The 24,889-nt window shown below is 32.9% G+C and carries 24 protein-coding genes; 9 read left to right on the plus strand and 15 right to left on the minus strand.

From position 1 onward, the window contains the following. On the plus strand, positions 1-528 hold a 528-nt coding region (locus Q361_RS09630; protein ID WP_146047003.1), incomplete at its 5' end, for an IS3 family transposase. A 64-nt stretch (positions 529-592) separates the two neighbouring features. On the opposite strand, the gene Q361_RS09635 is transcribed toward Q361_RS09630, so the two are convergent. From Q361_RS09635 to Q361_RS09655, 5 genes are all read right to left on the minus strand, one after another. Then, on the minus strand, positions 593-1,354 hold the full coding sequence (locus Q361_RS09635; RefSeq protein WP_103726523.1) for a succinate dehydrogenase/fumarate reductase iron-sulfur subunit: 762 nt from the start codon (positions 1,352-1,354) through the stop codon (positions 593-595). Positions 1,355-1,401: 47 nt separating this feature from the next. After that, positions 1,402-1,776, minus strand: a complete 375-nt coding sequence (locus tag Q361_RS09640; RefSeq protein WP_103726524.1) for a four helix bundle protein — start codon at positions 1,774-1,776, stop codon at positions 1,402-1,404. 26 nt (positions 1,777-1,802) lie between these two features. Beyond that, complete coding sequence (locus tag Q361_RS09645) at positions 1,803-3,812, minus strand: fumarate reductase/succinate dehydrogenase flavoprotein subunit (protein WP_103726606.1); 2,010 nt, start codon at positions 3,810-3,812, stop codon at positions 1,803-1,805. Between the two features lie 16 nt (positions 3,813-3,828). Then, the gene (locus Q361_RS09650) at positions 3,829-4,707 is read right to left on the minus strand and encodes a succinate dehydrogenase cytochrome b subunit (RefSeq protein WP_103726525.1); all 879 of its coding nucleotides are present in this window, start codon (positions 4,705-4,707) and stop codon (positions 3,829-3,831) included. A 201-nt stretch (positions 4,708-4,908) separates the two neighbouring features. Beyond that, positions 4,909-5,778, minus strand: coding sequence for a hypothetical protein (locus tag Q361_RS09655; protein ID WP_103726526.1), 870 nt, complete (start codon positions 5,776-5,778; stop codon positions 4,909-4,911). 155 nt (positions 5,779-5,933) lie between these two features. Between Q361_RS09655 and Q361_RS09660 the strand changes: the two genes are divergently transcribed. Next, positions 5,934-6,521: a Crp/Fnr family transcriptional regulator gene (locus Q361_RS09660; protein WP_103726527.1), complete on the plus strand. Its 588-nt coding sequence runs from the start codon at positions 5,934-5,936 to the stop codon at positions 6,519-6,521. Positions 6,522-6,672: 151 nt separating this feature from the next. Beyond that, on the plus strand, positions 6,673-7,965 hold the full coding sequence (locus Q361_RS09665; RefSeq protein ID WP_103726528.1) for an aminopeptidase P family protein: 1,293 nt from the start codon (positions 6,673-6,675) through the stop codon (positions 7,963-7,965). Between the two features lie 80 nt (positions 7,966-8,045). On the opposite strand, the gene Q361_RS09670 is transcribed toward Q361_RS09665, so the two are convergent. The 4 genes from Q361_RS09670 to Q361_RS09685 are packed head-to-tail and all read right to left on the minus strand — an operon-like array spanning position 8,046 to position 11,566. Beyond that, positions 8,046-8,438, minus strand: a complete 393-nt coding sequence (locus Q361_RS09670) for a DUF1398 domain-containing protein (protein ID WP_103726529.1) — start codon at positions 8,436-8,438, stop codon at positions 8,046-8,048. Positions 8,439-8,454: 16 nt separating this feature from the next. Beyond that, positions 8,455-9,501, minus strand: coding sequence for a thiamine-phosphate kinase (thiL, locus tag Q361_RS09675; RefSeq protein WP_103726530.1), 1,047 nt, complete (start codon positions 9,499-9,501; stop codon positions 8,455-8,457). Positions 9,502-9,526: 25 nt separating this feature from the next. Further along, on the minus strand, positions 9,527-11,131 hold the full coding sequence (locus Q361_RS09680; RefSeq protein ID WP_103726531.1) for a S41 family peptidase: 1,605 nt from the start codon (positions 11,129-11,131) through the stop codon (positions 9,527-9,529). Between the two features lie 6 nt (positions 11,132-11,137). Next, a complete protein-coding gene (locus Q361_RS09685) occupies positions 11,138-11,566 on the minus strand; it encodes a deoxycytidylate deaminase (RefSeq protein ID WP_103726532.1) in 429 nt (142 codons plus the stop codon). Positions 11,567-11,888: 322 nt separating this feature from the next. Here Q361_RS09685 and tyrS point away from each other — a divergent pair, with 322 nt between their 5' ends. Further along, the gene (tyrS, locus tag Q361_RS09690; RefSeq protein WP_103726533.1) at positions 11,889-13,184 is read left to right on the plus strand and encodes a tyrosine--tRNA ligase; all 1,296 of its coding nucleotides are present in this window, start codon (positions 11,889-11,891) and stop codon (positions 13,182-13,184) included. A gap of 29 nt (positions 13,185-13,213) precedes the next feature. Here the strand turns inward: tyrS and Q361_RS09695 are convergent, their stop codons facing one another. The 5 genes from Q361_RS09695 to Q361_RS09715 all read right to left on the minus strand — a co-directional run bounded on the left by Q361_RS09695 (position 13,214) and on the right by Q361_RS09715 (position 20,071). Beyond that, entirely contained in the window at positions 13,214-14,215 is a 1,002-nt protein-coding gene (locus Q361_RS09695) for a LuxE/PaaK family acyltransferase (protein ID WP_103726534.1), read from the minus strand. 88 nt (positions 14,216-14,303) lie between these two features. Beyond that, positions 14,304-15,209 (minus strand): T9SS type A sorting domain-containing protein, encoded by a 906-nt coding sequence (locus Q361_RS09700; RefSeq protein WP_103726535.1) that lies wholly within the window; start codon positions 15,207-15,209, stop codon positions 14,304-14,306. A gap of 95 nt (positions 15,210-15,304) precedes the next feature. After that, positions 15,305-15,640, minus strand: a complete 336-nt coding sequence (locus Q361_RS09705) for a T9SS type A sorting domain-containing protein (RefSeq protein WP_103726536.1) — start codon at positions 15,638-15,640, stop codon at positions 15,305-15,307. Between the two features lie 190 nt (positions 15,641-15,830). Beyond that, a complete protein-coding gene (locus Q361_RS09710) occupies positions 15,831-17,039 on the minus strand; it encodes a hypothetical protein (RefSeq protein ID WP_103726537.1) in 1,209 nt (402 codons plus the stop codon). A gap of 245 nt (positions 17,040-17,284) precedes the next feature. Next, positions 17,285-20,071: a TonB-dependent receptor gene (locus tag Q361_RS09715; protein ID WP_103726538.1), complete on the minus strand. Its 2,787-nt coding sequence runs from the start codon at positions 20,069-20,071 to the stop codon at positions 17,285-17,287. A 192-nt stretch (positions 20,072-20,263) separates the two neighbouring features. On the opposite strand from Q361_RS09715, the gene Q361_RS09720 reads away from it, so the two are divergent. Next, complete coding sequence (locus tag Q361_RS09720; RefSeq protein ID WP_103726539.1) at positions 20,264-20,947, plus strand: response regulator transcription factor; 684 nt, start codon at positions 20,264-20,266, stop codon at positions 20,945-20,947. 14 nt (positions 20,948-20,961) lie between these two features. After that, positions 20,962-21,999 (plus strand): sensor histidine kinase, encoded by a 1,038-nt coding sequence (locus Q361_RS09725; protein WP_103726540.1) that lies wholly within the window; start codon positions 20,962-20,964, stop codon positions 21,997-21,999. Here Q361_RS09725 and Q361_RS09730 read toward each other — a convergent pair. Then, entirely contained in the window at positions 21,980-23,038 is a 1,059-nt protein-coding gene (locus Q361_RS09730) for a glycosyltransferase (protein ID WP_103726541.1), read from the minus strand. The genes Q361_RS09725 and Q361_RS09730 overlap by 20 nt on opposite strands. A gap of 63 nt (positions 23,039-23,101) precedes the next feature. Here Q361_RS09730 and trmB point away from each other — a divergent pair, with 63 nt between their 5' ends. The 3 genes from trmB to Q361_RS09745 are packed head-to-tail and all read left to right on the plus strand — an operon-like array spanning position 23,102 to position 24,735. Then, positions 23,102-23,776 carry a tRNA (guanosine(46)-N7)-methyltransferase TrmB gene (gene trmB / locus Q361_RS09735; protein ID WP_103726542.1) on the plus strand — a complete coding sequence of 225 codons (675 nt, stop codon included), beginning with the start codon at positions 23,102-23,104 and terminating at the stop codon, positions 23,774-23,776. An 11-nt stretch (positions 23,777-23,787) separates the two neighbouring features. Further along, positions 23,788-24,402, plus strand: a complete 615-nt coding sequence (locus Q361_RS09740) for a LysE family transporter (RefSeq protein WP_169929291.1) — start codon at positions 23,788-23,790, stop codon at positions 24,400-24,402. Positions 24,403-24,405: 3 nt separating this feature from the next. Further along, a complete protein-coding gene (locus tag Q361_RS09745) occupies positions 24,406-24,735 on the plus strand; it encodes an MGMT family protein (protein ID WP_103726607.1) in 330 nt (109 codons plus the stop codon). The last annotated feature ends 154 nt before the right edge of the window (positions 24,736-24,889 follow it).

Raw genomic sequence — 24,889 nt, forward strand, 5'->3', positions numbered from 1 at the left:
TGGGTGTCAGACATTACTTATATCGGCAAAAGAGAAAAACCGTGTTATTTAAGTTTAATAACAGATGCTTATTCTAAAAAGATTGTTGGTTATAATGTATCGGATAATTTAAGTACTGAAAGTAGTTTAATTGCCTTGCGATTGGCTATAAAACAAAGGAAAAATAAAGATTTTGTATTAATACATCATTCTGATAGAGGGTTACAATATTGTGCTAATGAATATCAGAAACTATTAAGCAAAAATAGGATTAAACCAAGCATGACACAAAACTCTGATCCGTATGAAAACGCTGTAGCAGAAAGAATTAATGGTATTTTAAAACAAGAATTTTATATTGATAAATACCACAAGGACTTACCAATTATGAAACAAATTATAAAAGAAACCATTGAAATTTATAATGAGAAAAGACCGCATTTGTCAAACCAAATGCTTACTCCAAACCAAATGCACCAACAATGTGAAATTAAAATGAAAACCTATAAAACTAAAAACAGCATCAAAAACGTTTTTGATGCTGTTTAATTTATCTATTTTTGTCTTATTAATCTGTATCGGTTTTTTAGGACAGGTCATAAAAAGTAATTAATTACTTCATAGAAGCTTTTAAATATTCTCGATTCATACGAGCAATATTTTCAAGCGAAATTCCTTTTGGACATTCAATTTCGCAAGCTCCAGTGTTGGTACAGTTTCCAAAACCTTCTTCGTCCATCTGGCGAACCATATTAAGTACACGTTGTGTAGCCTCTACTTTTCCTTGAGGCAATAGTGCATATTGTGATACTTTTGCTCCAACAAACAACATAGCAGAGCCGTTTTTACAAGTAGCCACACACGCACCACAACCAATACAAGCAGCAGCTTCAAACGATTTGTCTGCATCTGTTTTTGGAATTGGAATAGCATTGGCATCCATGGTTCTACCCGATGTGTTTACCGATACGAAACCACCCGCTTGCTGAATACGATCAAAGGCAGATCTATCTACCACTAAATCTTTAATTACTGGAAATGCGCGACTTCTCCATGGCTCTACATAGATAGTATCACCGTCTTTAAACATACGCATGTGTAATTGACATGTTGTAATTCCGGTATCAGGGCCATGTGCACGTCCGTTAATGTACAACGAACACATACCGCAAATTCCTTCACGACAATCGTGATCAAAGGCTATAGGCTCTTTTCTTTCGCTTACTAGTTGTTCGTTCAATTGGTCTAACATTTCCAAAAACGAACTTGCTGTAGAAACATTATCTAGTTTGTATGTTTCTAATTGTCCTTTGGCTTTGGAGTCTTTTTGACGCCAAATTTTAAGGGTTATATTGATGTTTTTTGCTGCGCTCATAATCTTTATTTTTAGCCAAAAGCCACAAAGGCATTAGGCATTAGTGACTATTCTTTACTTTTTTCTAATTTATTTAAAAAGGAATTTATCATTTTGCTTTCTTCTGTAATTTGATTTATTAATTCAGAAAATAATTTTTCATCTTGAATAAAATCTAATTTTTTGGCAACTAATAATTGTGTTTCTAATTCACACAAAGAACCCCGAGCTATTTTTATAAATTGAATATAGTTTTGAGTTGATTGTCTACCATATCCTTCAGCTATATTTGAAGGAATTGATATTGAACTTCTTTTTATTTGACTTGATAAAGCATATAATTCATCTTTTGGAAAACTTGAAACTATTTTATAAGTTAATGCAACTATTTCAATTCCTTTTTCCCAAATTAATAAATCTTTATATGATTTTATCTCACTCATACTATTGCCTTTTGGCTTATGCCTAATTACTTATAGTTTCTAGCTGCAATTTTGATAAACTCATATTTCAATTCTTCTTTGTGAAGTTCTTCTTTACTGATGTCTCCGCCTTTGTATTCCCAGGCTCCAACAAAAGAGAAGTTTTCATCATCGCGAAGGGTTTCTCCTTCTGCATCTTGATACTCTTCACGGAAGTGTCCTCCACAAGATTCATTACGTTGTAAAGCATCCATTGCCATAAGTTGTCCTAATTCCATAAAATCGGCTACACGAAGTGCTTTTTCCAATTCTGGATTTAATTCGTTTGCACTTCCTGGTACAAATACGTCTTTATGAAATTCTTCTTTAAGTTTAGCAATTTCTTCTATAGCCTCTTTTAAGCCTTGTGCATTACGTCCCATACCTACTTTATTCCACATAATATGTCCTAAAGCTTTATGGAAATAATCTACAGATTTTGAACCATTGTTGTCTAAGAAAGTGTTAATTTGTTCTTTAACACGATTTTCAGCATCAATAAATTCTTGAGATTCTGTAGAGATTTTACCTGTACGAATATCATCGGCTAAATAATTAGAAACCGTGTAAGGTAGAACAAAATAGCCATCTGCTAATCCTTGCATTAATGCCGATGCTCCTAAGCGGTTTGCACCGTGATCAGAGAAATTAGCTTCACCCGCTACAAAACAACCTGGTATTGTAGATTGTAAGTTGTAATCAACCCAAACACCACCCATAGTATAGTGTACAGCAGGGTATATTTTCATTGGGGTTTCATACGGATTTTCGTCGGTAATTTTTTGATACATAGTAAACAAGTTACCGTATTTTTCTTCGAGCCAAGCTTTACCCAATTTGGTAATTTCTTCTGCGCTAGGATTGTGATTACCTTGTGCATAAGCGGCTTGTTTTCCTTTGTTTTGTATTTCTGTAGAAAAATCTAAATAAACACCTTCATTGGTTGCATTGGCTTCTATACCATAACCTGCATCACAACGTTCTTTGGCTGCACGTGAAGCTACGTCACGAGGTACCAAGTTTCCAAAAGCAGGATAACGTCTTTCTAAGTAATAATCTCTATCTTCTTCGGCAATTTGCGTTGGTTTTAGTTTACCAGCACGAATGGCTTCGGCATCTTCTTTTTTCTTAGGAACCCAAATACGGCCTGAGTTTCTTAAAGATTCAGACATCAATGTTAATTTTGATTGATTGGTTCCATGAACAGGAATACACGTTGGGTGAATTTGTACAAAACAAGGATTGGCAAACAATGCACCTTGTTTGTGTACTTTCCAAGAAGCTGTTACATTACTACCCATAGCGTTGGTAGATAAGAAATATACATTTCCATACCCTCCAGAAGCAATAATTACTGCGTGAGCAGAGTGTCTTTCTATTTCTCCTGTAATTAAATTACGAGCAATAATACCGCGCGCTTTTCCATCTACTTTTACTAAATCTAGCATTTCATGACGGTTAAACATTTGTACGCGTCCTAATCCTATTTGTCTTGATAAAGCAGAATAAGCTCCTAGTAATAATTGTTGTCCTGTTTGTCCAGCAGCATAAAAAGTTCTTTGTACTTGAGTTCCACCAAACGAACGATTGTCTAGCATACCGCCGTATTCACGAGCAAAAGGAACACCTTGAGCTACACATTGGTCAATGATGTTTCCAGAAACTTCGGCCAAACGATGCACGTTTGCCTCACGAGCACGATAATCGCCTCCTTTTATAGTATCATAAAATAAACGGTATACAGAGTCACCATCATTTTGATAATTTTTTGCAGCATTGATTCCACCTTGTGCCGCAATTGAGTGTGCACGACGTGGCGAATCTTGAAAACAAAAAGCTTTTACATTATAACCCATTTCGCCAAGCGAAGCAGCTGCAGATGCACCTGCCAAACCAGTTCCAACAACAATAATATCTATTTTAGGACGGTTATTGGGAGCAACAAGCTTTAAGTGATCTTTGTAATCGGTCCATTTTTTTGAAATATGACCTTCTGGTATTTTAGAATCTAACTTCATAATATAGTGATGTTGATTATTTTTTAAAATGTATAATGATTGGTATAATAGCAAACAATATTGGAACTACAATAGCAAATAGTTTTCCGAAACCTTTTATGGCTGGAGTAAACTTATTGTTAATTCCCAATGATTGAAATGCACTTTGAAAACCATGCCATAAGTGGAATGCTAACGCACCCATAGCAAGCACATATAGAATTGTTGCTAGAAGACCTGTTTTGGCATCTTTAAAGAAAGCTACAGTAATTTTGTGTAAGTCTTTTTGACCAATAAAAATAACTTCACCATCTTTTTTGTTTACAATAGTAACCACATCTTTTTTGTACAAGTCATATTGACCTTGCGATTGGGTTTTGATATCATTTAATATTTTATCTGATATCGAGCCTTTTTCATCTACATTGAACATAGGATTTGGAGAATCTTTTGTTCCTACGGCTAGTTTTTGTGCCATCATTCCGTTATTCATTTCTTTCACTACAAGAGGCATGTTTTTGTCAAAATGCATTTTTGCCCAAAAATTTACCATGTGTGTTACAATGAAAACCAAAATAATTGTTCCTAAAACCGCCATGTTTCTAGAAGCTAAACTACTAGAAGAACCATCTGTTTTTGCATACCCAACTGGTCTTGCTGCTTTATTTTGAATTGTAAGCATAATACCGTCAATGGCATGAAATAAAATGGAAACATACGTTAAGTAAGAAAGAATTTTTACCGCTGGATTTGTGGTCATAAACAATGCATAGTCGTTAAAATGCTTTGCATCGCTAAAAATCAATTGAAGATTTCCAGCCAAATGTCCTGCCAAAAACAAGCATAAAAATAAACCCGTAAGAGCCATCCAATATTTCTTTGCGATAGATGACTTTAAAAGTGCAGATTTTGCCATAATTTTTATTGATTGAATAGTTTTTTAAAAAAATCAAACAAAAATAAGGCATATTGCAAACAACTACAACCTTTTCGCTTTATTTATAATCAATAAAAATGATTAATTAAAGTGTTGTTTATCAGTAAAATGAATTTAAATTTTGAAATTAAAGCCTAAATCAACAATTAAATTTTGCTAAAATAGTATACAAATCGTTCTTTATTTTTTAAAAGTAGGATATAAGCCTCTTACACCCATATCTACAACTGTTTCCCCTATAGATGGTTCAAATTTTGAGTCGAAAGTTACTTCTTTCCATTCAAAACTTTTGTTTATAGAGAAAGAAGCATTTATTACAATATCTTCTGTTTCTTTGCCTGTAATGGTGAGTGGCGCAGGGAATTTCCCAGTTACAACACAAGAGTTTGAGGGTATAGGTGATGATGCAAATAACGGATTTGGAACAGTGGTTGCTCCTGCAAGTGTTTGTCCTTGTGAGGCATAGGGTTGTCCTTGCAAAGCAAAAGCCCAAAAACCTTGAGGTTTGTTTCCGTTTATATTAAAGATGTTGTTTTCTATAGAAAAATCGGTAATATAAGTATTAAAACCAACAAAACTTGCAACGGTTCCAGTGTACAATTCATTTTGATGTTTTACCGTTATATCGTAGTTTTGATACGCAATAGAAACGCGTAACCATTCAAAAGTTCCTTTGCCTAATGTTGCTAATGGAATTTCGAGAAACACTTCATTATTGCCAATAATTTTACATTTTGAAAAATCGATTGCAGTTTCGCCACCTAGTGTAGTTTCGGGCGCATAATATACTATTGTACCTCCAAAAAGTGGTGTATTGGCATTGGGTGTTAATTCTATATAATGCGAAGAAATCCCTCTAAAATTTGGAGTTTGAGTTGCATTTGTAGGAGGTATAGAAACTTGTTGTCCAAAATTATTAAGACGAACTTGATTAGGATCTAGCGTAAATTTTACAATTAAATTGGGTGGTGGTGGATTATCGTCACGATCGCTACAAGAAACCAATGTAGTTATTAATAATGTAAATACTATATAGACTAATTTGTTCATTTATTTTATTTAGATATCTGTACCACACAAAGTATATGGTTTACAATACAACGAAATTTTTTTTGCAAAAGTATAAAAATCTATAATTTATTTATGTTTTGACATTTGTTGTTTCCAGAAAAAGATATTTTTGTAGTGCAAGCAAGCTTTATTTTATGGAAAATGTAACCGTTTTTTCAGATTTTATTCAGCAGTATACAAGTTTAGAAATACCAATAGATGTTGCATTTAATAATCAAATACTACATGTTTTTAAGCCTTTATTTTTAAAAAAGAATCAATACCTTGTTAAAGAACAAGATGTTTGTCGATATTTTTGTTTTGTAGAAAGCGGAATATTACAACATAATATTTTGGTAAATGATGAAGAGATAACATCTTATCTCGCTCTTAAACAAACAGTAACATCGTCGTTGAGTAGTTTTTTGTGTGAAAAACCATCTAGAAAAAGTATTAAAGCACTTGTAGATACTAAATTATGGGTTGTAGATTTGATAAATTTTAAAGAACTATTACAAAATAACAGTACTTTTCGGCATTTTTATTACACTACTATTGAAAAGCAAATTTGTTTAATAGATGAGTATCGTATAGATTTACTCACACTTACTCCTGAAGAGCGTTATAGAAAACTATTGCAAACAGAACCCAAACTTTTGCAAGAAGTGCCTCTGCATTATTTAGCATCTTTTCTTGGTATTTCTTCAAGACACATGAGTCGTATTCGTAAAAATATTTTGTAGTATTTTTTACTATTTTATACATAATCTACTTTTTTTAATGGAGATACTGATATATTAAAAAATAAAATAACGCCATTTGGCTATATAAAGTACTCAATTATTCTTTAATTTTGTTTAAGAATAAAGCTATACAAAAACAAATAAGTAACATATGAAATACCATCAAATAGACCGTAATTTATTTATTAAAAATAGAGCAAAATTTACGGCGCAAATGAAACCAAATGCAGTAGCAGTATTTAACAGTAATGATATTTACCCAGTTTCTGCCGATAGTACATTGCCTTTTGCACAACATAGAGATATATTTTATTTAAGTGGAGTAGACCAAGAAGAAAGTATATTGCTACTTTTTCCAGATGCGCCTTATGAGCATTTGCGTGAAATATTATTTTTAAAAGAAACCAATGAGCATATCGCTATTTGGGAAGGAGAAAAACTTACAAAACAAAAAGCCTTTGAGGTTTCTGGTATTAAAACCGTAATTTGGTTACAAGATTTTCATAAAACCTTAAAGGAGATTATGACGTATGCCGATACTATATACATTAATACAAATGAACATTATAGAGCGGTAATTGAAACAGAAACACGTGAAGCTCGTTTTATAAAATGGTGGAAAGAAAATTATCCTGCTCATAAAGTAGAAAAATCAAATCCAATTTTACAAAAAATACGTTCTGTAAAAGAACCCGAAGAGTTAGCCCTAATTCAAGAAGCTTGTAACATTACCGAAAAAGGTTTTCGCAGAGTATTAAATTTTGTGAAACCCGGAGTTATGGAATATGAAATTGAAGCCGAATTTTCTCATGAGTTTTTGAGAAATCGTTCCAAAGGTTTTGCTTACACTCCTATTATAGCTTCGGGAAATAATGCCAATGTATTGCATTATATAGAAAACAACCAACAATGTAAACAAGGCGATTTAATATTGCTTGATGTAGGTGCAGAATATGCTAATTATTCGAGTGATATGACGCGTATGATTCCTGTATCTGGACGTTTTTCAGACAGACAAAAAGAAGTCTACAATGCTGTTTTACGTGTTAAAAATGAGGCTACAAATATGTTAGTACCAGGCACATTATGGAAAGAATATCACGTAGAAGTAGGTAAAATAATGACATCTGAACTTTTAGGTTTAGGGTTGCTAGATAAAGCCGATGTACAAAATGAAAATCCAGATTGGCCTGCCTACAAAAAATATTTTATGCATGGTACATCTCACCACATGGGGCTAGACACTCACGATTATGGTTTGTTGCATTTGCCTATGGAACCCAATATGGTTTTTACAGTAGAACCAGGAATATATATTCCAGAAGAAGGTTTTGGGATAAGAATTGAAGACGATGTAGTAATTCAACCAACAGGTGCGCCTTTCAATTTAATGAAAAACATACCTATTGAAGTAGAGGAGATTGAAACTATTATGAATTCTTAATTAGATAATCGATACAAGTTGAAATAGAAAAAACGGTTTGCTTAGGCGAACCGTTTTTTTAAACAACAAATTTTAAAAAATTATAACGAAGGTATTGTTTCTACAATCATTTCTTTTCCAGCCTTGTCGAAATAACTACAAGTCATTTTGTCCATTGCTACAATCCATTTCTCCACACCCGATTTTGCGCAGTCTTTTAGAAAAGTCATGTAATCGGTTTTCCCTTGTTGGTGCGATTTTAAATCGGCTTTAAATTGTTCGAGATTGCTTTGTTCGGCAATTGTTAGAGTTTCAAAAAAGCCTTCAGATGAGGTTTGAAAATTGTTTATGCCATAGTACACAGTATGATTGTCAAACACAAAGGTTTCAAAAGCAGTAACACCAAGGGCAATAATATCTTGTATGTATTTCGGAAAATCGGCACCACTTTTTACTTTGCTATGAGCATCTTTAATTTGTTGAACTGTAAACATATATAATAAGTGTTGGTTATTCTTCTAGAGCATTCCAACCTCTAGCTTTTAGCGGTATTTTTGTATGTGCTCGTGTTACCAAATGGCATCCGTTTTCTTTAGGTATTATATGTCCAATTACTGTAAAATTTGGATTGCCTTTTATTTTGTCAAAATCTTCTAAGTTTATTGTAAACAATAATTCGTAGTCTTCGCCACCATTTATAGCAAGAGTGGTACCGTCTATATTAAACTCTTCACACGTACTAATAAATTGCGGGTCTACAGGCAATTTTTCTTCATATAAATCGCAACCTACATTTGAGGCTTTACAAATATGTAATAATTCTGACGAAAGTCCATCAGAAATATCAATCATAGACGTTGGTTTTACCTCAAGTTTTTCTAATAATTCTTTAATGTCTGTTCTTGCTTCGGGTTTGAGTTGTCGTTCAACTAAGTAGGTATAAGGTTCTAAATCGGGTTGATTGTTTGGATTTACTAAAAAAACTTGTTTTTCTCTTTCTAGAACTTGTAACCCCATATATGCCGAACCAATATCGCCAGTAACTACAATTAAATCGTTGGGTTTTGCCCCATTTCTATACACTATGTCTTCTTCTTTTGCTGTTCCAATAGCTGTTATAGATAATATTAATCCTTTTTGAGAAGAAGTGGTATCGCCACCCACAACATCTACTTTAAAAGTTTTAGATGCTAATGTAATTCCGGCATACAATTCTTCTAATGCTTCTAGAGGAAATCTATTGGAAACCGCTATAGAAACTGTAATTTGTGTAGGCGTCGCATTCATGGCGCAAATATCAGAAACATTTACAGCAACAGCCTTGTAGCCTAAGTGTTTAAGAGGCATATATGCCAAATCAAAATGTACGCCTTCAATAAGTAAATCTGTAGAAATTACAGTTTTTTGAGTGCCAAAATCGAGAACTGCAGCATCATCACCTATGCCAAATTGCGTAGAAGGTTGGTTTATTTGAAAATGTTTAGTAAGATGTTCTATTAATTGAAATTCACCCAACTGACCTAAAGAGGTACGTTGAGGAGATTTGTCTTCTAGCATAACTTTGTGTTTAGTGGTGGCAAAGTTAAGGAATAGAAGTGTTTTTTGCAGATACAAATTTTAAATGTTTAAAAACGGCTTGTATCATCGCATCATTTTTTAATGTTAATTTATAGTAATAGGGTTCGCCATAAAGTTGTCTTACTATTTCTGCAATAATATATTGATTTACTAGTTGGGAATTGTTTTTTAGTGAAATATCAAGTCCGTTTTTTGATAGAAATTTTTCAAAATCAGGAACAAAATTTTCTTTTTCTATTTTGTTTAAAACATCTTTTGCAATAGATTTTTTCCATTGTTTTCTATGATTATCAATGTATCTAAACGCAAACTGACCTGTAATACCCGATTGGAGTAGGTAATATAAATTTTCTTTGGCATGTGATGTTTCCAAAGGTACAAAAATATCGGGTACAATACCACCGCCACCATATACCACACGCCCATTTTTGGTTTTAAATTTTAGAGAATCGGCAACTTTTATTTTGTCTTTTTCATAAAGTTCGCCACTGTTAAATCGGGTTTCAAATTCATTAAAATAGGCATCACTTTTACCTTTTGTATAGGGTTTTTGTATAGATCTTCCGCTTGGGGTGTAGTATCTTGCAATGGTAAGCCTTACGGCCGATCCGTCTTCAAAGTCCATTTCGCGTTGCACCAAACCTTTGCCAAAAGAGCGTCTGCCAACTACAATACCTCTGTCGTTATCTTGTATTGCTCCTGCTAAAACTTCGCTTGCAGAAGCCGAATTTTCATCGATAAGTATGTAAACTTTTCCGTTTTCAAAACCACCTTTATCTGTAGCGTAGGTTTTGTTTATAGTACCTTTTTTATTTTTGGTAAAAACGATTAGTTCTTTGCTTTTTAATAATTCGTCTGCTATTTCTATAGCTTTTTCAAGATATCCACCACCGTTGTTTCTTACATCTATTAGTAAACAAGATATGGGTTGTTGTAAGAGTTGATTTAATCCTTTTTTAAATTCGGTAGCTGTTGTTTCGGCAAAACGATTTATTTTTATATAGCCTACGTTATCAATTGTGGTAGCAATATCTACACTATTAATAGGGACTATATTTCGGATAATTTTGGTTTTAAATGTTTTGTTTTCCGATTTTCTATACACTGTGAGAACAACTTCTGAGTTGGCTTCGCCTTTTAGCATAGAAAACACTTTATCATCGGCTATTTTTTTGCCAAAAAGAGGTTTGTTGTTGGCGTATAGAAGTCTGTCGCCTGCTTGTATACCTGCTTTTTGTGCTGGGCCATTGGGTATGGGTTTGATTACAGCGATTGTATCATTCAATCGGTAAAAATTAATGCCAATTCCTACAAAATTACCTCGCATAGATTCTGCAATGGCTTTTTGTTCTTGTGCTGGAACATATACCGAGTGTGGGTCGAGTTCTGCTAGAATATTGGTTACAGTTTTATCTACAATAGAATCTGTTTGTACATTGTCTACATATTCTTTGTCTATAAAATCGATAAGTTTGTAAAGTTTTGTTTTTTGATTGTTTTTTAAAGAAAGACTTTTACTAGAAGCATTTGTTATAATACCGCCTATAAGTACTCCTAGAGCTATACAAGTAAATATAAGTATGGGCATAAAAACTTTAGAAAATTTCATATTCAATCAGTCAAAATTTTCTATTTGTATTACTTCTACACCAGCTCTTTTTAAAAAATCTATTCCAGACATATCGCTATATCCTTGTTGGAATACAACTCTTTTTATTCCCGATTGATGTATGAGTTTGCTGCATTCTTTACAAGGAGATAAGGTAATGTATAGCGTGGCATTGTCGCACGATTGAGTAGAACGGGCTACTTTAAGTATAGCATTGGCTTCGGCATGAAGAACATACCAATTGGTGAGTCCGTTATGGTCTTCACAACAGTTTTCAAATCCACTTGGTGTACCGTTGTAACCATCGGAAATTATCATGCGGTCTTTTACAATAATAGCGCCTACTTGTTTGCGTTTGCAATAGGATAGTTTACTCCATTCGGTTGCAATTCGTAAATAGGCTTTGTCGTATTTTTCTTGTTTTTCTTTGTTCATACTTTATAAAAGAGTAACAAACCTACATATTTTTTATTAGTTACATGTACATTATTATCATAAAAATGTTGTTACTATTTAAACGGTTTTTTCTCTAGCCCAGACTGTAGCGGTTACCCCGCAGCTCTACGGGTTTGTTTTTTGCAGTTTTTGTAGGGCGACCTTTGGAAGCCCCATACAAAAATGTGCAAAAACTGCCTGTAGAGCGAGGTGTAAAAGTGAAAGGCTGGAAATAGCTTTTGATGTATATTTTGAAATTTATAGGTTTTTGAGTTGAAAATCTTATAGAATTAAAGTTATATTTGCGCAAATTTAGTATAGCATGAAAAATTTGGTAGAAGAGTTGCAGTGGAGAGGCTTGGTTCATGATATGATGCCAGGTACTGAGGAGCAATTATGTAAAGAGATGACCACTACATATATTGGTTTTGATCCTACAAGCGATTCGCTTCATATAGGTAGTTTGGTGCCGATATTGCTTTTGGTTCATTTAAAAAACTTTGGACACAAACCTATTGCTTTGGTTGGTGGTGCTACAGGTATGATAGGTGATCCTTCGGGTAAAAGTGATGAGAGAAATTTGCTTGACGAAGCTACATTAGAAAAAAATGTTGCAGGTATTAAATCTGTTTTGTCTCGCTTTCTAGATTTTAATGCTACAGATGCTAATGCTCCTATTTTAGTGAATAACTATGATTGGATGAAAGAGTTTTCGTTTATAAATTTTGCTCGTGATGTAGGAAAACGTATTACCGTAAACTATATGATGGCAAAAGACTCTGTAAAAAAACGTTTGAGTGGCGAAAGTGGCTCAGGAATGAGTTTTACAGAGTTTACGTATCAATTAATTCAAGGATACGATTTTTATCATTTGCATAAATATTACAATTGTGTGTTGCAAATGGGAGGTAGCGACCAATGGGGGAATATTACAACTGGAACTGAGTTGGTGCGCAGAATGAATGATGAACACGCCAAAGCATTTGCTATGACTTGCCCATTAATAACCAAAGCAGATGGTTCTAAATTTGGAAAGAGCGAAGGCGGAAATATTTGGCTTACTGCCGATAAAACATCTGTATATAAGTTTTACCAATTTTGGCTTAACACTACAGATATTGATGCAGAAAAGTATATTAAAATTTTCACTTTTTTAGATAAAGAAACCATAGAGAGTTTGATTGCCACACACCACGAGGCACCACACATGAGAGTGTTACAAAAGCGATTGGCAGAAGAAGTTACGGTTTTGGTTCATGGAAAAGAAGAGTTTGAAAAAGCTGTATTTGCATCGGGTGCGTTTTTTAGTCCTACTATGGACGATTTAAAGCAACTTGACGAGAAAACTTTTATTGAGGTTTTTGATGGCGTACCAAGCGCAACTATTTCTAAACAAGATATTGCAGAAGGTTTGGATATGATTGCTGCTTTGTCTGCCAAAACAGGTTTTTTGGCTTCAAATAGTGATGCTCGAAGGGAGTTAAAGCAAAACGCAATATCGTTGAACAAACAAAAAGTAGGCGAAGAATACAAAATAACACCTACCGACTTGATTAACGATAAGTTTATTGTTCTCCAAAAAGGAAAAAAGAATTATTATTTACTTATAGTTTCTTAATACAAGCGATCTTTTGATCGCTTTTTTTATTACAAAACCATAAGATTGCATCCTCGAATATCGGAGTTGTCAAAACGACCAAGTACTTCAAAAGAATTTGAACTTAAAGTTTTACCTAAATCTTGTGTTGCAATAAAAGAGCATGAATTGATGTTGGCTAGGTCAATCACATTTATACCTCCTGTTTTACCCTGAGTAACATACGAAAGAGCATCTTCGGTATCTCGAACCATGATTTTCATCCAATTTGGGGTTTCAAAAATTCCATTGCCAAACGAATAAGCTTGCGATAAAAGTTCTGTCATACCATACTCAGAATGGATAGTTTGTACACCAAAACCAGTACATAGTATAGTGTGGAGCTCTTCTCGAATGAGTTCTTTACGTTGTCCTTTCATACCGCCTGTTTCCATAATGATAAGGTTACCGCCTAATTTTGACAGAGGAAAAGAGGTAGATTCTGCATATTCGATTAAATCAAGCAGCGCATAAGTAACACCAATTAAAATAACGTTTTGACCGTTGTGGTTTAATTTTTCGAGTTTTTGTAGTAATTCATCATGATTTCTAAGGTAAAAACCACTGTCATGATGGTTTGATTTTTCAATCAAATCGTTTACCATATAAATTAACGACGAACCTTTTCTGTCGAGATAGGAAGGTAGTAACGCTAAAACGGCATAATTTTCTATATCGCCGTAAAATTGAGCAAAAGCTCTATAGTAGCTTTCTTTATACCAATTTATATCGGTAACCAAGTGTTTGCTGGTTTGCATACCCGTTGTACCACTACTTGTAAAAATTTCTCGTACAGTGTTTGAACAAGAAACAACCTCGTGCGATTTGAAAAAAGCTATAGGTAAAAACGGAATTTGCTCAAGTGATTTTACTTGTTCTTTTTGGATATGTAGATAATTACAAAACTGCCGATATATACTATTGTTTTCATATTGATAGCGAAATACTTTTAGAGCTATTTTATGAAACTGTTTATCGCTTGAAATACTAAATATATCGTTGTATTGAAACACTTTTTTTGTGCAAAGATAAAATAAAAAGCACCAACTTTGGTTGGTGCTTTTTTCTATTCTGTCATGCTGAATTTAGTTCAGCATCTAATTACTGAATAACTAATTTTTTAGTAGCTGTTTTACCTTCTTCAGTAACTTTTACAATATAAGCACCGCTCGATAAGTTAGCTACATTTATAGGTTGAGAAGAAACGGTTTCGTTTACAACTACTTTACCCAACATGTCATAAACTACAACATTTTTATCGCTAGAACTGTCTGAAGTAACAAATAATAAGTTATTATTTGAATAAACTTGTAGGCCTGAAATTTCGTTTTGAGAAACAGATAAATTATTTGTGTTTCCTGTAACAACAACGTTGTCAATACTAAAATTTCCACCAGCAGCTTCAGCATCCCAAGCATAAAATCTAAATGTAACTGGAGTAGAAAGTCCCGTGAAAGTAGCTGGTAAAGTAATTGTGCTGCCTAATTGGTCTGCACTTGTTGCAGTTGCATCAAGAGTCCAAAAAAAGACGTTATTAGCATCTGTTGATAAATTTGAGTTTGCAGGATTTATCGAAGCAGGCAAGTTACTTGCATATCCATCTAAACTAGATCTTACAGCGTAATGTCTTACACCTGTACCCGATCTTCTCATTGCAAAGGTTATTTGAGTTAAATCAATAGTGTAATTAGCTTGAGGTGTAAGTGTTACTTGATAGTAAATGCCTAAGTCTATAGCGCCTGTAAAAGTTGCGTCATTTGCATTTGTAGCACCTACAGGCTGATTGGCAAAAGAAAACCTACCAGCTCCAGATGAATTAGTTGGAGCAGTAGTCCCATTTACAGCAGAGAAACTACCAAAAGTAACTCCTGTAGCTGTTGGTACAGCAGTTGGGTCGGTTGCTCCAGAAGTTTGAGTTACAGACGCAAAATCATACGTACCTGTAAAGGCTTGACCAAACGAAAAAGTAGCAATAAGTAATGATGCTAAAAAGTAAAGTTTTTTCATAAATTTTAAAAATTAAATTGCATACAAATATACGTACAAATTTTTGAAGTGCTATTTTTTTGTGTAAAAAAATAGTTAATTAACAATGTACGTAATTATTTTACTATCAGCTTTCTAGTGGCTGTAGCATCACCTTCTTTTACTTGTACAATGTAAACGCCAGGCGATAAAGAAGAAATATTCAATTCTCTTGATGTTAAGGTAGTTTGAAGAACTTTTTTTCCTAAAACATCGTAAATTGTAATTTCTTTATCATCAGAAGATTTAGAAGTAATATAAACACGATCTCCAGTAGTTGGGTTTGGATAAATACTTAACCCTTCTATAGCGTTGTCTTGCGCTTTAGAATTACCTTTAGATTCTTGTGCTACTGCATTTGCAGTTCCAAGTAAACCAAATAAAAGGGTTATATAAAAGTATTTTTTAATCATGTGTGATTGATATATATTACAAATATAAAACTATTTTTCAATAAACATGCCAAAGCATGAAAAATTTAGAAAAAATTTTAGAATTTATATCTGTTTTTATACAAATATCTTGTATGACAAAAGCGGTATAGAAAGAATTTCGTATACCGCTTTTTGAGTTTATATCTTTATTGTTATTCTAATAGATCAACTATAAGTTACCCAATAGGTTTACACCATTTACAGTAGCCCAAGCACCACTTGTTAATGTTGCTCCTGTTGCTGTAGTACTTGTAGTCCAGTTTGTAGTAGGATTAAAACTATTTGCAGAAAGAGTAAAAGTTGATACACCTGATATAAAGGTATTATCGCAGTTTGAAATTTTTAGGTTGTTTAATTTTATTTTTCCTCCTGCAATTTGATTGTTGTATGTGTTTAAATCTAATACTTGTAGTACACCACCATTGTAAGCTGTTGGAGTTGTTTGGTTTTTGTAACCGTCTATTACAATATTGCTGTAATCGCCATTTCCTTCTTTTTTAAATTGAATAGCATCGAGCTGAATTTCACTTTGAGATTCTGTGGTAGTACCAGCAGCTCTTTTTAAAGTGATGCCTACTACTTTAGGGCCAAAATTGTTGTTCACTCCTTTAGACTCTATTTCCATACCATAATTACCTACTCCTGTTTGGTAAGCATACCAGTTTGTGTTGTCTTGACCTCTCCAACCGTCTTGCCAATCAAAAGAATCGTCTTTATTACCATAAGAAACAAGGTTTTTACCACTTACAGTACCACCATAAAATTCAAATCCGTCGTCGTTACCCATATACGATACTAGATTTTCTAAAACAGTTCCGCTTCCTACTGAATAGAATGAAAATCCGTTATGCTCTTTACTATTTGTTGTAATTATTTGTCCTGCATACTCTACACGTACATATTTAAGTGTTCCGCCATTATGAGTAGCATTAGAACCTCCGTAAGTTAATGCTAATCCGTCTTCTGATGTTGCCGTTTGTGGCGCCGGATTGGTAGAAGAATTGACTATAGGTGCATCGCCATACATAATAATACCTGCCCAAGAACCTGGTATTTTAGATTTTTCTGTAAAAACAATAGGTGCATCAGCAGTTCCTACAGCTATTAATTTTCCTCCGTTTAAAATTACCAAACCGTTATCTCCTGTTGTTTTATCTGCAGTTATAGTACTTCCTGCTTCAATAGTAAGTGTTACTCCAGCAGCAACTTTTACCATACCTTTTAGGGTATAGTTACCGTATGGTAACGTTTTGTTTTCTGTTATTGTACCTGTAATTTCTCCTGTTGCAGGTGTTTTTGTAGTAGTTTCTTCATCGTTACTAGAGCAGCTTGTTAAAGCTAAAGTCATAGCAAAAAGACTTACAAATAATTTTTTCATTTTAATGTTTTTTTGTGTTGAATGATGTGCAAATCTAGCTTTGAAACTTTACAATAGGTTTACCTAAAAATTATCTTATTTTAAAGAAAAAATAAGGTTAATGTTAGTAAATCGTTACTATGTAAAGTAATACACGCGTTTTATTTTTAAGTACTCATATTCAAAAGGATATGGTTTTTAACCAAAAAAGTTTCACATCAAAACAATTTTGATGTGAAACTTTATTATTTACAACGAATACTGTTTTAAAAAGTATACGAAAGGTTTAACGAAAATCCAGTTCCTCTTTTGTAATCTTTTATTGTAAGGTCGTTTTCGTAAATAGTGATGTCATTTTCTTTACCCATTTCTATTTTATACAATGGATTTAAAATATTGTCTACACCCAATTTTAATTCCCATTTTTCAGAAAATTTATTACTCCAAATAAAATCCAATTTTCCAAAAGGCATCTCGTAGTAGTGGTCTAGTCCATTTGTACCAACGGCATAAATGCGTTTTCCATAAATATTGTAAACCAAAGTCATGGTGTTTTTCCAATTTTTGTTAAAGTCGGCTTCATATTTTAAGTCGGCATTTATAAGCCAAGGCGAAGCTCCTTGTAAGTTACGAGTAGTTTTGTTTTTTCTCACAATGGTCTCTACAGCATTATTTTCTTTATCTATTGTAGCTTGAGTAAGCATTAATGAGGTGTTAAATCCGACAGAAAAATTGCTTAACGACTCTGAAATGCGTTTCATTTGCAATAAAAACTCAAGTTCAGCACCATATAATACAGCCGATTTTGAGTTGTTGTAGGTAATTTGCAAACCACCACTACCTGCCGATTGCACAAACAAACGTTCGATAGGATTTTGTAGGTATTTTGAAAATAATGATACCGCAACCATTTCTTTATTGGTAGGAAAAAGTTCGTATTTTAAATCAAAATTATAGTTTTCGCTATTTTTTACATTCGGATTACCGTTTTCTATAGTAGCATCTGGATTTACAAATTCCAAAGGATAAGATTCCATAACTACAGGTCGGGTTATGGTTTTGGATGCTGCAAAACGCAAATTGGATTTATCATTAAGTTTGTATTTTGAATTTACTGTAGGTAACACATAAAATTTGTCTACTTTTTTTACAATAAATGGAGCATCAAAATCGCCTGGTTCTCTGTATCGAGTTTCTCTAGAAGATTGTTCCAATCGGCTACCAAAATTAACATCAGTTTTTGAACCAAGTTTTAACGCAAGGTCTACATAACCTGCATTTACAAATTCTTGTAGTTTGGCTTTGTAGCTTGCATTGGTACCTTCTCTATATGTAAAATTTAAGTTGTACAATTCAGATTGCAACGTAGCATCGGGAGCATTTACAGGAAAACTTACCGAATTACTCAACATATTTTGAGAAACCATAAATCTAAAAGACGATTCCATTTGGTTTAAATAGCCATTATATCCAACGGTAAGTTTGTGTGCTTTTGTAAGGTCGTCGCTTCCAAATTTCCAATTGTATTCTAGCAATCCAGATACATTATATTTACCATCAAAATCCATGTATTGACGTACAATACTATTTCCAGTATAATTTAGGTTAATGGTATTGTTGTCTAATGTGCCTCTAAACGATTTTCTATCGGGTAATGAAAAATTGGTTTTTGCATACGAAATACCAGCCTTTACTTGATGTTTTTCGTTGGATGTAAGTTTATAATTAAATAGTAATTGAGAGTTTAAAAACGAAGTTTCTTGCAATTGATTAAGTCTAATAAACGTGTTGTTTTGATTGGTTTGAGAGTTGGTATATCCTAATTGATCTTGAATTAAATTTTCGGTTGTTTTTAAGTAAAATGTATTAGAAACAAGTTGTGCTCTATTCGATTTGTAAACAATAGAACCCAATAAAGAGGCATTGGTGGTAAATTTATATTTGGTTGCCACCAAGTTGTTGTCGTAATTACCCTGATTGGTATTAAAAAAACGATCGAGGCCTTTTCTTACTTGATAAGAATTATCATAATTTACAGAAAATAAATACTGAATAGATTTTTTTGTGCCGAACGAATATTTATCAGAATGTAATATCGAAATACTAGAATTTAAAGGCGATTTTGTTTCTTTTGCATCAAATCCAGAACCAAAACTTTTTATAGATTCTTGAGATGTAAACTGATAGTTTGAAGGTTTTGTGCCTACTATTTTTGGTAAATCTCTATCATTGCCAGAAAAACCAAAAAAATCGGAAGTAGAACTAGCATCAGAAGAAATAATAAATTTTTGTAGATTGTTTTGTGTAGTAAAACCTGTTCCTATAGATAATTTTGTAGTAGGCTTGTTACTTGCAGTAGTTACAATGTTAAACGTTCCGCCTGCAAAATCACCATATAAATTGGAATTGAATGTTTTATAGGTTTCTAGTACACTCACAATATCGGTAGGGAACAAATCTAAAGCAATTATTTTTTTAAACGGATTGTTTGATGGAACAGCCAAATCATTAATAAGTAAGTTATTATACCTATCTTCTAAACCTCTTACAAACAAACCTCTACCATCTACTTTGGTAATACCTGTAATTTTGGTTAAACCTTCTTCTACATCGCTTACACCTTTTCTAGATAGCTCTTGTGCGCCAATACTTTGTTTAATTTCTACTGCTTTTTTTTGTTCGGTAAGCAAAGCTGTTTCTTTTTCTCTACTCGAAGCGGTTTTTTGGATAACCACTTCGTCTAAACTTTTACTAGAAGATTTTAAATAAATATTCTTTTCTTGTTTTTCATTCGAAGAAAAAATAATGGTTTCAGTACGTGTTTCATACCCCACGTAGCTAAAACTAACAGTGCATTTGTTTGCATTACTAGGTATAGAATAACTTCCGTTTGTATCTGTTAAAGTTGATTTTTTTTCCGATTTTATAGATACCGTAACCCCATGCAATGGTGTTTTACTTTCTGCGTCTAAAACCTTTCCAAACACCGTTGCTTTTTGAGCAAAAGCGATAAAAGAACATAAGGTTAATACTAGTAATAATTTGATTTTCATAGTTGTGTTGTTAAATTTGCGCAAAGAAAAGAGTGTAATGTAAAGTTGAGGTTAGCCCTAATTTAATTTTTGGTTCCTGTAATATTATCTAAAAGTTACTACATTAAATTACGGTTAAGTTGGTTTTAAATTGCGGATAGTTTTGCTATAAATAGTATCTTTACCACAATAAACACACAGCCATTTCTAGAAATGAAAAAAAAAGAAATAAAAATTTTATTGGTAGACGATGAACCAGATATTTTAGAAATAGTAGGGTTTAATTTATCGCAAGAAGGCTATAAAATCTACACAGCATCCAATGGTAGAGAAGCTATTGCAGTTGCCAAAAAAGAAAAACCGCATTTGATAATTTTGGACGTAATGATGTCCGAAATGGACGGTATGGAAGCCTGCGAAATTATTCGTAAAACACCCGAACTTTCTCAAACTATAGTTACATTTCTTACAGCTAGAAACGAAGATTATTCTCAAGTAGCAGGTTTTGATGCTGGTGCCGACGATTATATTGCAAAACCAATAAAACCTAAATTATTGGTAAGTAAAGTAAAAGCTCTTTTGCGTAGATTTCAAGAAAGTGTAGTGGTTTCAGAAAACATTAGTGTAGGCCCTATAGAGATTAATAGAGAAGAATATAAAATAATGGTAAGTGGCAAAGAAATAATTTTACCACGCAAAGAGTTTGAATTATTCTACCTATTGGCGTCAAAACCAGGTAAGGTTTTTAAAAGAGACGAAATATTAGACAAAGTATGGGGTAATGAAGTTATTGTAGGCGGAAGAACCATAGATGTTCATATAAGGAAACTTCGAGAAAAGATAGGAGAAGATTTTTTTAAAACAATAAAAGGCGTTGGCTATAAATTTGAGTTGTAAAACAGCTATATAAAGTGGTAAAGTTTAAAAAAACATATAAGTTTGCTGGAAAATCATCGTTTTACATAACTTTATTTACCACAGGATTACTCATTGTTTTAGAGTTTTTATTTGATAAAGTTTCTTTGCCTGTAACTTTGATTTTTGCTATTTCGGTAGCTGTTTTCTCTTTTTTTGTTATACAATATAGAGTAGAACACTTTATTTACAGAGGCGTTAAAAAAATCTACGACGACGTTTCTATTTTAGACTCCGCCAGTTTAAGATCTCAAGCTATTACTACAGATATGGCAACACTTACCAAAGAGGTTAAAAAATTTGCTTCAGATAAAAAACTCGAAATCGAAACACTCAAAGTACGCGAAGAATATAGACGCGAGTTTATGGGAAACGTTTCGCATGAATTGAAAACACCTTTGTTTACCGTGCAAGGCTATATAGATACACTTATAGATGGTGCTGTAAAAAATAAAGAACTCAGAACAAAATATTTAGAACGTGCCCAAAAAGGAGTCGAACGATTGGTTTATATTGTAGAAGACTTAGATATGATTTCTAGATTAGAAATGGGCGAATTAAATTTAGAATACAAAAAATTTGACATTATAAATCTTATTCAAAATGTATTTGATTTGCTTGAAATGCAAGCCGATAAGAAAAATATTATTTTAATGTTTGATAGAAAATACCGTAGTTCTATTTGTGTAAATGCCGATCAAGAAAAAATACAACAAGTGCTTACCAATCTTATTATGAATTCTATAAAGTACGGAAAAGAAAACGGTACTACAGAAATTACAATAGAAGACTTAGTAAAAGATAAAATTATTGTACGGGTTCGTGATAATGGCGAAGGCATAGAAAAGCAAAATATTTCTAGACTATTCGAACGGTTTTATAGAGTAGACAAAAGTGGTTCTCGTGATGAAGGCGGCTCTGGACTAGGGCTTTCTATAGTAAAACACATTATAGAGCGCCACAACGAAAAAATTTATGTAGAAAGCGAATTTGGCAAAGGTTCTGAGTTTTCGTTTACTTTAGAAAAATGCTAAACAATTCTTTCCAATTTGGCTCATAATCTACAGCAGGTAAACCTGTATAAAGCCAAACACTTTGCAAATCTTCGAGCTTAAAATCGTTTTGTTTTTTATAGGGTACTAATCCTTGTTTTTTTAACTTTCTTGCCAAATATTCTTGCTCAGGTTGCCCAGGTGTAGGTATAAAAAACGCTTTTTTGTGTAAATAGGCCAAGTCCATAATTGTTGTATACCCCGATCGAGATAAAACCATTTCACTTTCATTAAAAGCTTTTTCAAGCTCATCGGTTTTCATAAAATTGTAATACGTTACAGTGCCAATACTTTCAATGGTTTGTTGCGGTTCTATTTTTCCTTTTACAAAAAGTACCATTTCTGTAGTTTTTTGCAACTCATGTGTAATCTTTTCTTCCAGTAGAGTGCGCTGAGGTTCTGGCCCTGAAAGCAAGATCATAAAGTCGTATTTTTTTGGTAAATCGACTTTTTTAAATCGGCTTAAAGCACCAATGTATTTTATTTTTAATCGTGTGTTTTTCAAATGGCCGAGTTTTCCAGATAAGTTTGGAAAATTTTCAAAATCGGGTACCCAACAAATATCAAATTTTTGCAATAGCAATTGATTAATCATGCTCGATAATTTCGTAGTATTTCCAGAAAGAACATTTAATTGATGCGAAATACATACAGAGGGTATTTTTTTAGAATACACACCAAACCTATTGTCTGATATAATGCCTGAAATGTTATACTCTCGAATCCAATTTTTTACAATTTTTTTCTCTTTTACTACAGATTTAATGGTTTTTGGACTGTTTTGTAAAAGTTTCCATTTAAATCCGTTAGCTTTTTTTGAATAGCGTATGTTATACGAAGGAAGTTCTAAATGTGTTAAACTAGGAAACTCTTTTTTTAAGAGTTCTAGCGCAACACCATCAGATGCAATAATAGGGTTGAAACCCTCTTGTAATAAAGCGTTTATAATAGGTATACATCGAGTTGCATGACCTAAACCCCAATTGAGCGGAGCTACGAGTATGTTTTTTGTATTATTCATTTTTCAAAAATAAATATACAAGGTTAAGTTAAGATTTACTTACTTTTGTCAAAAAATTAAATTTTGGGAAGTAAGAATAAGCTAAAACGATTTAAAGAGAACGAAACTTTTAACAATGTAATCCAACCAACTCGAGAAGAAGTGGTTTCGGGAAGTTTTCCATACAAAGGGAAATGGAATTCAGATTTTTTTAAAAACAACAACCCAATAGTTGTAGAACTCGGTTGTGGCAAAGGCGAATATACTATTGGCTTAGCGCAAAGAAACCCTAATATTAATTACATAGGTATCGATGTAAAAGGAGCTCGTTTTTGGCGCGGAGCCAAAACTTCTCAAGAAGAAAACTTACACAATGTAGCTTTTATAAGAACTCAAATAGAACTTATTACCGATATTTTTGCTAAAAATGAATTGGACGAAATTTGGATAACGTTTCCAGATCCGCAAATAAAATACAAACGTACCAAGCACAGAATGACAAATTCTGATTTTTTGCAGTTGTATAAAAAAATACTCAAACCAAACGGAGTTGTAAACCTTAAAACAGATAGTGAGTTTATGCACGGCTATACATTGGGGTTGCTACATGGTGAAGGGCACGAAGTAATATATGCCAATCATAATGTGTATAAAAATGAAGGCGCACCTAGCGAAGTAATTGATATTCAAACTTTTTACGAAAAACAATATTTAGAAATAGATAAAGCCATTACTTACATTAAATTTAAAATTAAATAATGTATTGTATTTTGGTTTTCATATTAGCAACTATTTTTTCTGGAATTGGTGTTTTGCCACCAGGAATGCTGAATATGAATGCTGCCAATATAAGTGTACAACAAGGTATACCACAGGCTAAAAAGTTTGTATATGGCGTTTTGATAGCAACATTAGTTCAGGCATTTATTAGTTATTATTTTTCTAGTTTTATTAAGCAAAATCCATCTGTAAATCACGATTTAAAATTTGCAGGAAGTTTGATATTTTGTGTACTTACGCTTTTTTTCTTGTACAAAGGCATTCAAAATCGTTTTGCAGAAGAAGATGCACTTTTAAAACCCAAAAAAAGTAATCTTCCCCATTTTTCAAAAGGAATTCTACTTTCATCGCTCAATGTTTTGCCTATTCCTTATTTTTCATTTCTTAATTTATATTTCTCTTCTTTATTTCCTTACTATCAAAGTATTACAAACGGATTTTGTTTTGTATTAGGATGTGTTTTTGGCACAGCAATAGCGCTTTATTTGTATATTTATTTATTTAAAAAAGTACAAAACAAAGTAAGTTTTTTTATTAAAAACATCAATTTTGTTATTGCTATCATTACAGCCGTAGTAGCCTTTTTTACATTGTATAATTTATAAATGATGAGCAAGCCCGATGCAACTTTTTTCGATAAAGTGTATACTGTTGTAAAACAAATTCCTTTTGGTAAAGTAACTACCTATGGTGCTATTGCTAGAACAATAGGTTCTCCTCAATCTTCTAGAATGGTGGGTTGGGCCATGAATGCTTCACACACTCTTGCAGATGTTCCTGCTCATAGAGTGGTAAATAGAAACGGAATGCTTACAGGAAAGCATCATTTTGAAGGTACCAATCTTATGCAGCAACTATTAGAAAGCGAAGGAATAGAAGTTGTAGGCAATAAAATTGTAAACTTTGAGGCGCATTTGTGGTTGCCAAATATAAAATAAATCCAATTTTTTTCCCGAAAGATATTTTTTAGAAAACAAAATCATTATTTTTTGTAAGTAAAAACTTTCAAAAATTTAAAATCTCTTATATTTTTTTAAATCTAGTTGTGTAACATAGGTTACTAAATCGTTTTAGTAGGCTTTTATTAATAAT

The organism is Flavobacterium croceum DSM 17960 (genome assembly GCF_002917885.1).
In the GTDB taxonomy this organism is placed as follows: Bacteria; Bacteroidota; Bacteroidia; order Flavobacteriales; family Flavobacteriaceae; genus Flavobacterium; species Flavobacterium croceum.

What these genes read in the sequence shown, in the direction of transcription:
- Q361_RS09660 (WP_103726527.1), top strand. Translation starts at nt 5,934, where the DNA reads ATGGAAAATGTAACCGTTTTTTCAGATTTTATTCAGCAGTATACAAGT.
- Q361_RS09705 (WP_103726536.1), bottom strand. Translation starts at nt 15,640, where the DNA reads ATGATTAAAAAATACTTTTATATAACCCTTTTATTTGGTTTACTTGGA.
- Q361_RS09670 (WP_103726529.1), bottom strand. Translation starts at nt 8,438, where the DNA reads ATGTTTACAGTTCAACAAATTAAAGATGCTCATAGCAAAGTAAAAAGT.
- Q361_RS09645 (WP_103726606.1), bottom strand. Translation starts at nt 3,812, where the DNA reads ATGAAGTTAGATTCTAAAATACCAGAAGGTCATATTTCAAAAAAATGG.
- Q361_RS09655 (WP_103726526.1), bottom strand. Translation starts at nt 5,778, where the DNA reads ATGAACAAATTAGTCTATATAGTATTTACATTATTAATAACTACATTG.
- thiL (WP_103726530.1), bottom strand. Translation starts at nt 9,501, where the DNA reads ATGCTAGAAGACAAATCTCCTCAACGTACCTCTTTAGGTCAGTTGGGT.
- Q361_RS09650 (WP_103726525.1), bottom strand. Translation starts at nt 4,707, where the DNA reads ATGGCAAAATCTGCACTTTTAAAGTCATCTATCGCAAAGAAATATTGG.
- tyrS (WP_103726533.1), top strand. Translation starts at nt 11,889, where the DNA reads ATGAAAAATTTGGTAGAAGAGTTGCAGTGGAGAGGCTTGGTTCATGAT.
- Q361_RS09730 (WP_103726541.1), bottom strand. Translation starts at nt 23,038, where the DNA reads ATGAATAATACAAAAAACATACTCGTAGCTCCGCTCAATTGGGGTTTA.
- Q361_RS09640 (WP_103726524.1), bottom strand. Translation starts at nt 1,776, where the DNA reads ATGAGTGAGATAAAATCATATAAAGATTTATTAATTTGGGAAAAAGGA.
- Q361_RS09715 (WP_103726538.1), bottom strand. Translation starts at nt 20,071, where the DNA reads ATGAAAATCAAATTATTACTAGTATTAACCTTATGTTCTTTTATCGCT.
- Q361_RS09665 (WP_103726528.1), top strand. Translation starts at nt 6,673, where the DNA reads ATGAAATACCATCAAATAGACCGTAATTTATTTATTAAAAATAGAGCA.
- Q361_RS09710 (WP_103726537.1), bottom strand. Translation starts at nt 17,039, where the DNA reads ATGAAAAAATTATTTGTAAGTCTTTTTGCTATGACTTTAGCTTTAACA.
- Q361_RS09635 (WP_103726523.1), bottom strand. Translation starts at nt 1,354, where the DNA reads ATGAGCGCAGCAAAAAACATCAATATAACCCTTAAAATTTGGCGTCAA.
- Q361_RS09685 (WP_103726532.1), bottom strand. Translation starts at nt 11,566, where the DNA reads ATGAACAAAGAAAAACAAGAAAAATACGACAAAGCCTATTTACGAATT.
- Q361_RS09700 (WP_103726535.1), bottom strand. Translation starts at nt 15,209, where the DNA reads ATGAAAAAACTTTACTTTTTAGCATCATTACTTATTGCTACTTTTTCG.
- Q361_RS09680 (WP_103726531.1), bottom strand. Translation starts at nt 11,131, where the DNA reads ATGAAATTTTCTAAAGTTTTTATGCCCATACTTATATTTACTTGTATA.
- Q361_RS09745 (WP_103726607.1), top strand. Translation starts at nt 24,406, where the DNA reads ATGAGCAAGCCCGATGCAACTTTTTTCGATAAAGTGTATACTGTTGTA.
- Q361_RS09720 (WP_103726539.1), top strand. Translation starts at nt 20,264, where the DNA reads ATGAAAAAAAAAGAAATAAAAATTTTATTGGTAGACGATGAACCAGAT.